This window comes from Streptomyces pseudovenezuelae (assembly GCF_029892565.1).
GTDB classification, from domain to species: Bacteria; Actinomycetota; Actinomycetes; order Streptomycetales; family Streptomycetaceae; genus Streptomyces; species Streptomyces pseudovenezuelae_A.
Window position 1 is genome coordinate 583,359 of the sequence record NZ_JARXVH010000007.1, and the last position, 7,243, is coordinate 590,601.

10 protein-coding genes are annotated in these 7,243 nt (G+C 69.5%); 7 read left to right on the forward strand and 3 right to left on the reverse strand.

Annotated elements, in window-relative coordinates:
- Positions 1-6: 6 nt before the first annotated feature.
- Positions 7-897, reverse strand: a complete 891-nt coding sequence (locus tag M2283_RS25680; RefSeq protein ID WP_280878701.1) for an NADP-dependent oxidoreductase — start codon at positions 895-897, stop codon at positions 7-9.
- Between the two features lie 136 nt (positions 898-1,033).
- Between M2283_RS25680 and M2283_RS25685 the strand changes: the two genes are divergently transcribed.
- Positions 1,034-1,474: a winged helix-turn-helix transcriptional regulator gene (locus tag M2283_RS25685; RefSeq protein WP_280878702.1), complete on the forward strand. Its 441-nt coding sequence runs from the start codon at positions 1,034-1,036 to the stop codon at positions 1,472-1,474.
- Here the strand turns inward: M2283_RS25685 and M2283_RS25690 are convergent.
- Positions 1,465-1,947: a hypothetical protein gene (locus M2283_RS25690; protein WP_280878703.1), complete on the reverse strand. Its 483-nt coding sequence runs from the start codon at positions 1,945-1,947 to the stop codon at positions 1,465-1,467. The genes M2283_RS25685 and M2283_RS25690 overlap by 10 nt on opposite strands.
- 114 nt (positions 1,948-2,061) lie before the next feature.
- Here M2283_RS25690 and M2283_RS25695 point away from each other — a divergent pair, with 114 nt between their 5' ends.
- From M2283_RS25695 to M2283_RS25705, 3 genes are all read left to right on the forward strand, one after another.
- A complete protein-coding gene (locus M2283_RS25695) occupies positions 2,062-2,394 on the forward strand; it encodes a YnfA family protein (RefSeq protein ID WP_280878704.1) in 333 nt (110 codons plus the stop codon).
- A gap of 158 nt (positions 2,395-2,552) precedes the next feature.
- The gene (locus M2283_RS25700; RefSeq protein WP_280878705.1) at positions 2,553-3,329 is read left to right on the forward strand and encodes an SDR family oxidoreductase; all 777 of its coding nucleotides are present in this window, start codon (positions 2,553-2,555) and stop codon (positions 3,327-3,329) included.
- Positions 3,329-3,520 carry a hypothetical protein gene (locus M2283_RS25705; protein WP_280878706.1) on the forward strand — a complete coding sequence of 64 codons (192 nt, stop codon included), beginning with the start codon at positions 3,329-3,331 and terminating at the stop codon, positions 3,518-3,520. The genes M2283_RS25700 and M2283_RS25705 overlap by 1 nt, the downstream gene beginning before the upstream one ends.
- Before the next feature lie 40 nt (positions 3,521-3,560).
- Here the strand turns inward: M2283_RS25705 and M2283_RS25710 are convergent, their stop codons facing one another.
- Complete coding sequence (locus M2283_RS25710) at positions 3,561-4,754, reverse strand: RtcB family protein (protein ID WP_280878707.1); 1,194 nt, start codon at positions 4,752-4,754, stop codon at positions 3,561-3,563.
- A gap of 226 nt (positions 4,755-4,980) precedes the next feature.
- Here M2283_RS25710 and M2283_RS25715 point away from each other — a divergent pair, with 226 nt between their 5' ends.
- From M2283_RS25715 to M2283_RS25725, 3 genes are all read left to right on the forward strand, one after another.
- Positions 4,981-5,811, forward strand: a complete 831-nt coding sequence (locus tag M2283_RS25715) for a DUF3558 domain-containing protein (RefSeq protein WP_280878744.1) — start codon at positions 4,981-4,983, stop codon at positions 5,809-5,811.
- Between the two features lie 118 nt (positions 5,812-5,929).
- Positions 5,930-6,835: a DUF3558 family protein gene (locus M2283_RS25720; RefSeq protein WP_280878708.1), complete on the forward strand. Its 906-nt coding sequence runs from the start codon at positions 5,930-5,932 to the stop codon at positions 6,833-6,835.
- 81 nt (positions 6,836-6,916) lie between these two features.
- The coding region (locus M2283_RS25725) for a DUF2637 domain-containing protein (RefSeq protein ID WP_280878709.1) at positions 6,917-7,243 on the forward strand (327 nt) is incomplete at its 3' end.

Consider the following 7,243-nt stretch of genomic DNA (forward strand, 5'->3'; position numbering starts at 1 on the left):
TCACGCCTACGGGACCAGCACCAGCCGCCCCCGCACCCCGCCCTCCGCGAGCCGGGCATGCGCCTTGGCCGCCTCGTCCAGGGAGTACGTGTCGGCCACTCGCAGGGTCAGCACTCCCGCATCGACGAGCGCCACCAACTCCGCGAGCTGCGACCCGTCGGCAGCCACCTCGACGGCAGCGGTCCGCACCCCGCGCACAGAGGCCGGATGCGCCCCCGGCCGGACACCGACGTAGGCACCCCCGTCCCGCACCCACGCCAACGCCGGCTCACCGAGATTCGCCGCGTCCAGTACGCCGTCGAAGCCCCCGTCCTCGACAGAACCGCTCGTGAACTCCGCGGCCCCCAGAGCCCGTACGAGCTTCTCGTCGCCCTCCCGGGCCAGCCCGGTCACCAACACACCCCGCTGGGCGGCGAGTTGGATGGCGTACCCGCCGACCGCACCCGCGGCACCGGTCACCAGGAGGGACTGTCCTTCCACCAACTCCAGCAGATCCAGGGCCTGTACGGCGGCCAGGCCGTTCAGCGGCAGGGTCGCCGCGTGGACGGCGTCGACCGTCACCGGCGCCTTGGCCGTCGCACCGGCCGCCACGACGACGTACTCGGCATGGGCACCGAGCGGCCGCACCATGCCCGGGGACAGGGCAACCACCTCATCACCGACGCTCCACGAACTACCGACGCCGATCGCGTCCACCGTCCCGGCCACGTCCCAGCCGAGCCCGATCCGCTGCCCTTCACCCCCGAAGAAACCGCCCCGCACGCCCTCGTCCACCTGGTTCACCGTGGCCGCCGCCACCTTGATCCGTACCTGCCCAGCGCCCGGCGCGGGCACCTCCGTCTCCACGACCTCCACGGCCTCGGGCCCGCCAAAACTGTTCACCACTGCTGCACGCATGACGACTGTCTCCCTATACCTGCTGGTCAGCTCGGGTATCCCCGCAGCTGTCAGCAACCCTAGGAACAGCTACTATCGATTCGTAAGTAGTTACCTGAAAGTGCCTACCTACCCCGAAAGTGAGCGAGAGCGCGCGATGCCGACCACGACCGCAGCCCAGCGACGCGAGCAGGCACGCGTCAAATACGACGCGTTCATCCGGTCCTGCCCCACCAACCAACTGCTCGACCGGCTCAGCGACAAGTGGGTCAGCCTCGTCGTAGCCGCCCTCTCGACCGGCCCCATGCGCTACAGCGACCTGAGCCGCAGGCTCGCCGGCGTCAGCCCCAAGATGCTGACGCAGACCCTGCGCTCACTGCAGCGCGACGGCATCCTCACCCGCACGGTCACCCCGTCCGTCCCGGTCCGCGTCGACTACGAACTCACCGAACTGGGCGCCAGCCTGGCCCTGTTGATGACCGCGGTGAAGGCCTGGGCGGAGACCCACATCGAGGAAGTGCACGAGGCACGGGACCGCTACGACGCCGAGACGGAGAACGCCGGGGCGGAGAACGCCGGGGCGGGGAGTCAGAAGTAGTACTCGTCCCCGCTGTCCAGCACGAGCACCCGCTGCTGGTCATTGGCCCGGTTGTGATCCACCGCGCCGCCGCTCCACACGGTGTCCAGCTCCAGCAGCACCTCGCTCGGCGCACCCTTCAGCCGCACCCGCATGCCGATCGGCGCCCCGAGATCGTCCGCCGCCAGCGCCCCGACCCGGCACAGCACCACCCGCGGCCCGGACCGCGCGCACCCGCCCGGCAGCACCTGCCCGTTGGCGAGCGGCGCCGACCACCGCAGCCGCACGGTCGCGTCCGGCACGTCCGAGGGCCCGTGATTGCGCGGAGTGAACCGGACGTCGACCCGTCCACCGGCCATGGAGGCGACCCCGTGATAGGCCAGATCGGCCTCAGGCCCACCGCCAGAACCAACCGCACCGACCGCACCTGCGGGCGCAACCACCACTCCGCTCACCACCAGAGCGGCCACCCCCACCGCGAGAACCCTGCGCATACCCACCACTCCTCACTCGCCACGGACCTCGCGACGGACGTACGCATGTATCCCCCGCCACGCGAACGGCAGGCGCCGTCCAACAGGTGACAGCGCCCGTGCCAAGCTGCCGACATGCCGATCGTCCGCTCCGCCGCCCTCTTCGTCGTCGCCGCCGTCTTCGAGATCGGCGGCGCCTGGCTGGTCTGGCAGGGCGTACGCGAACACCGCGGCTGGCTGTGGATCACCGGCGGAATCCTCGCCCTGGGCGCCTACGGCTTCGTCGCCACCTTCCAGCCCGACGCCCACTTCGGCCGCATCCTCGCCGCATACGGCGGAATCTTCGTAGCCGGTTCCCTGGCCTGGGGCGCGGTGGCGGACGGCTACCGCCCGGACCGCTGGGACATCACGGGCGCCCTGGTGTGCCTGGCAGGGATGGCCGTGATCATGTGGGCCCCAAGAAATTAGGGCCAAGGTTGCCGACCTGCTCTTAGGGGCGCGGGGAACTGCGCGACCAGCCCCCACCGGCCCGCACCCGGCATCGAACCGCACCCACCACAACGAGCCCCCACCAAGCCCCACCTATCCTGGCGAGGCCACCCGACCGCATGCCCAAGGAGCACCCCATGCCCACCGCAGCCCCGTCGACGACATCCCGAATCGCGATCGTCACCGGCGCGAGCAGCGGCATCGGCGCCGCCACAGCCAGGCAGCTGGCCGCGGCGGGCTACCGCGTGGTCCTGACCGCCCGCCGCAAGGACCGCATCGAAGCGCTGGCGGAGGAGATCACCAACGCAGGCCACGCAGCGACGGCCTACCAACTCGACGTGACGGACCGAGCAGCGGTGGACGAGTTCGCAACGGCCTTCAAGACGATCGGCGTCCTGATCAACAACGCCGGCGGAGCCCTCGGCGCGGACCCCATCGCCACCGGCGACCCCGCCGACTGGCGCACGATGTACGAGACGAACGTCATCGGCACCCTGAACCTCACCCAGGCCCTGCTCCCCAAGCTCGTGGCGAGCGGCGACGGCACGGTGGTCGTCATCTCCTCCACCGCGGGCCACGGCACGTACGAGGGCGGCGGCGGCTACGTCGCCGCCAAGCACGGCGCCCACGTCCTCGCCGAGACCCTGCGCCTGGAGATCGTCGGCCAGCCGGTCCGGGTCATCGAGATCGCACCCGGCATGGTGCGGACGGACGAGTTCGCGCTCACCCGCTTCAACGGCGACGAGGAGCGCGCGGCGAAGGTCTACCAGGGCGTGGCCGAGCCCCTCACCGCGGACGACGTGGCCGAGACGGTCACCTGGGCGGTCACCCGCCCGAGCCACGTCAACGTGGACCTCCTGGTCCTGCGCCCGCGAGCCCAGGCCTCCAACACCAAGGTCCACCGGGAGCAGTGATGCCGGACCCGGAGGACACAGCCGGCCCGCCCGACCCGGCCGAAGCGGACCGCGCCGCCGAACTGGACCGCCAACGCCTCGCCCTGGAAAAGAGGCGCGAACGCTACGTCTGGTACTACCTCGCGTACTTCCTCTTCGGCATCCACATCGTCGCCTTCGTCATGATCTACGCGGTGCTGCACGCCAAGTAGCGTGCGACACCGCGCAGTTCAGCCGTCAGCCCTTCAGCTTTCAGCCCTTCACACACACGACCTGCTTCAGCTTCGCGACGACCTCCACGAGGTCCCGCTGCTGGTCGATGACCTGCTCGATCGGCTTGTAGGCGCCCGGGATCTCGTCGACGACGCCGGAGTCCTTACGGCACTCCACACCCCGCGTCTGCTCCTCCAGGTCCTTCGTCGAGAACCGCCGCTTGGCCGCCGTACGGCTCATGCGCCGACCGGCGCCGTGGGACGCCGAGTTGAAGGCCTTCTCGTTGCCGAGACCCTTCACGATGTACGAACCGGTGCCCATGGAGCCGGGGATGATCCCGAACTCGCCGGAGCCGGCCCGGATCGCGCCCTTGCGGGTGACGAGCAGGTCCATGTCCTCGTAGCGCTCCTCCGCCACGTAGTTGTGGTGCGCGCTGATCTCGGCCTCGAAGGTCGGCTTCGCCTTCCGGAACTCCTTGTGGATCACGTCCTTCAGGAGCGCCATCATGATCGAGCGGTTGCGCTTGGCGTACTCCTGCGCCCAGAACAGGTCGTTGCGGTACGCCGCCATCTGCGGGGTGTCCGCGACGAAGACGGCGAGGTCACGGTCGACCAGGCCCTGGTTGTGCGGGAGCTTCTGGGCGATGCCGATGTGGTGCTCGGCCAGCTCCTTGCCGATGTTCCGGGAACCGGAGTGCAGCATCAGCCAGACAGAACCGGTCGTATCAGTGCAAACTTCGACGAAGTGGTTGCCGGACCCGAGCGTTCCCATCTGCTTTCCAGCACGTTCGTGACGGAACTTGACCGCTTCGGCGATCCCGTCGAACCGCCCCCAGAAGTCGTCCCACCCGGCGGTCGCGAACCCGTGGAAGCGCCCCGGCTGTACGGGATCGTCATGCATCCCCCGCCCCACCGGAATCGCCTGCTCGATCTTCGACCGCAGCCGCGACAGGTCCCCCGGCAGGTCGTTGGCCGTCAGCGACGTCTTCACCGCCGACATCCCGCAGCCGATGTCGACCCCGACGGCCGCCGGGCACACGGCGCCGTGCATGGCGATGACGGAGCCGACCGTCGCGCCCTTGCCGTAGTGGACGTCCGGCATGACCGCGAGGCCCTTGATCCACGGGAGGGTCGCGACGTTGCGCAGCTGCTGGAGCGCGCCGTCGTCGACCGACGCGGGGTCGGCCCACATGCGGATGGGAACCTTCGCCCCCGGCAGCTCTACGTACGACATATCGTCCTCATTCCCCCGGAACAGCAACAGAAGTCAGTGAAAGTCTCGAATCGCATTAGCGGCGCCAGGTGGGCCAAAAGAGACAACGGACCGGCGTCCACGGCCATGCGTGCGATAGACATTGTCTCCAGGGGACGCCCCGGTGCGGCAAGCGATTAACCAGCGGGGACACTGGAAGACCTGGCACAGCTACGGCCACCGGGCCGCCGTCGAGAGGAGCCCGACCGTGCAGCGGAAGGCATACGTACCCGGCGCCGCCGCGCTTCTCGCGGCACTGCTGGCCGGCTGCACCGGCGGGTCCGGGGACACGGGTTCGACGGACGACTCGAACCCGGGCGATGCCGGTACGTCGACCGTCTCGGCCCAGCCGGGTCGGTACAACAGCCTCCCGGAGGCCTGCGGCGCGGTCAGTCAGGGCAACCTCGACTCGCTGCTGCCCGGCGTCAGGGAGATCACCGACGAGGACCAGCGGACCAAGGCCTACGCGGGCGCGGCCACGCAGACCTTCGACACCGACCGCAAGGTGGGCTGCCGTTGGAAGGTGGAGTCCGCGGACGCGACCGACCACCTCCACGTCGACTTCGAGCGGGTCGTCTCCTACGACAACGCCGTGAGCGACGACACACAGGCGAAGGAGCTCTTCGCGGAGAAGGAGGTCGCCGCCGACCTCCCGGAACCGGCCACCTCCAGCCCGGGCGCCGAGGACAGCGCGAGCGACAGCGCCTCTCCCACGGCGAGTTCCTCCGCCTCCACCGCCGGCGCCGACCCCTCGGATTCCGCCTCCGGCTCCCCCTCCAGCTCCGTCACCCCCGCCGACCTCCAGCCCCGCGTCCTGGACGGCATCGGCGACGAGGCGTACCTCGACGACGCGTTGAGCGGCTCCGCCTCCGCGCCCCAGCCGCGCACGGTGACTGTGGTGTTCCGCACGTCCAACGTCATCGTGACGATCGAGTACGAGGAGCAGCCGGCCGGCGTCGGCGTCACCCCGGACAGCAAGGAAATGCAGGACAAGGCCCGGAAACTGGCCTCTCAACTGGCGGACACGCTGAGCGGTTGACCCCCTCCGGACGCCTCCACGTGCCCGTTCGCAAAGCGGATGAAGCAGAACCGCACAGCTTCTTCACCGCGTACCGTGGCCCCTCGGACCCGATCCGACGGCAGGAACCACGAGCGTCATGAGTGAAGGAACCATGCAGCGACCAGCACAGCCAGTCCGACGGAACGAGCGAGACCGATGGGGGAAGCGGCGCAACCGTGTCCTTGTCGGCGTGGCCGCCCTCCCCGCACTGCTGCTCGCCGCCGGCTGCTCCTCCGACTCCGGCTCCGACTCCGGTGACGGCGGCAAGAGCGCGAGCGGCGGCGACGCCTCGGCCTCCGCGAGCGCGGCGCCGACCGTGCAGGCGGCGGCGTACAAGAAGCTGCCGGACTCCTGCGACGTCCTGTCGAAGAAGACGTTGACCTCGCTGGTGCCCAAGGGCGCGAAGTCCGGCAAGGAGGGCACGTCGAGCGACACGGGGACGCGCGCGAGCTGCTCCTGGAACAGCCTGGACAGCAACGGCGTGAAGGGCTCGCAGTTCCGCTGGCTGAACGTCTCGCTGCTGCGCTTCGAGTCGGACGTCACGCGCGGCGAGGGCGACAAGCTGGCGCAGACGTACTACGAGAAGCAGGTCAAGGACGCCCAGGAAGCCACGGGCGCGAAGAACACGAAGACGCAGCCGGTCACGGCTATCGGTGACACGGCGACCCTCGTGCGCTACGACCTGAAGAAGAAGGAAGGCGCCTTCAAACAGCAGACGATCGTGACGCGCGTCGAGAACGTCGTCGTCACGCTCGACTACAACGGCGCGGGTCTGGCCGGCGAGAAGACGCCGAACGCCGACACTCTCGCCAAGCTGGCGCAGAAGGCGGCCAAGGAGGCGGTCGGCGCGGTGTCGGCGGCCAACGGCGAGGGTTCGGGCGCCGGTTCGGATTCCGGTTCTGCAACGACGGCTCCGTCTCCCTCCAAGTCCGGGGCGACCTCGGCCTCTCCGTCCACCGCGAAGTCCGCATCCCCGTCCAAGTCGGCTGCGAAGAAGAGCTGACGGGGGCCACCGGCAACCCGTGCGCCGCACACATGTGCCACTCTGTTGCGCGCAACAACACGCACTGGGAGGGGAGTACGGGTGGCCGCGCCACTGCAGCTGACTCGGATGCACCGCGTTCTCATCGGCGTGGTCGTGACCGGCGCCGTGATCATCGCCGGCATCGGCTTCGCCGGTTCGTACGCGGCGGTCCGCGAGTTGGCACTCAAGAAGGGCTTCGGGAACTTCGCGTACGTGTTCCCGATCGGCATCGACGCGGGCATCTGCGTCCTGCTCGCCCTTGATCTCCTGCTGACCTGGATCCGTATACCGTTCCCGCTGCTGCGCCAGACGGCGTGGATGCTGACGGTGGCCACGATCGCCTTCAACGGCGCGGCGGCCTGGCCCGACCCGCTGGGCGTGGGCATG

Coding starts and splice junctions, on each gene's coding strand:
- M2283_RS25680 (WP_280878701.1), bottom strand. CDS start 897: ATGCGTGCAGCAGTGGTGAACAGTTTTGGCGGGCCCGAGGCCGTGGAG.
- M2283_RS25685 (WP_280878702.1), top strand. CDS start 1,034: ATGCCGACCACGACCGCAGCCCAGCGACGCGAGCAGGCACGCGTCAAA.
- M2283_RS25690 (WP_280878703.1), bottom strand. CDS start 1,947: ATGCGCAGGGTTCTCGCGGTGGGGGTGGCCGCTCTGGTGGTGAGCGGA.
- M2283_RS25695 (WP_280878704.1), top strand. CDS start 2,062: ATGCCGATCGTCCGCTCCGCCGCCCTCTTCGTCGTCGCCGCCGTCTTC.
- M2283_RS25700 (WP_280878705.1), top strand. CDS start 2,553: ATGCCCACCGCAGCCCCGTCGACGACATCCCGAATCGCGATCGTCACC.
- M2283_RS25705 (WP_280878706.1), top strand. CDS start 3,329: ATGCCGGACCCGGAGGACACAGCCGGCCCGCCCGACCCGGCCGAAGCG.
- M2283_RS25710 (WP_280878707.1), bottom strand. CDS start 4,754: ATGTCGTACGTAGAGCTGCCGGGGGCGAAGGTTCCCATCCGCATGTGG.
- M2283_RS25720 (WP_280878708.1), top strand. CDS start 5,930: ATGAGTGAAGGAACCATGCAGCGACCAGCACAGCCAGTCCGACGGAAC.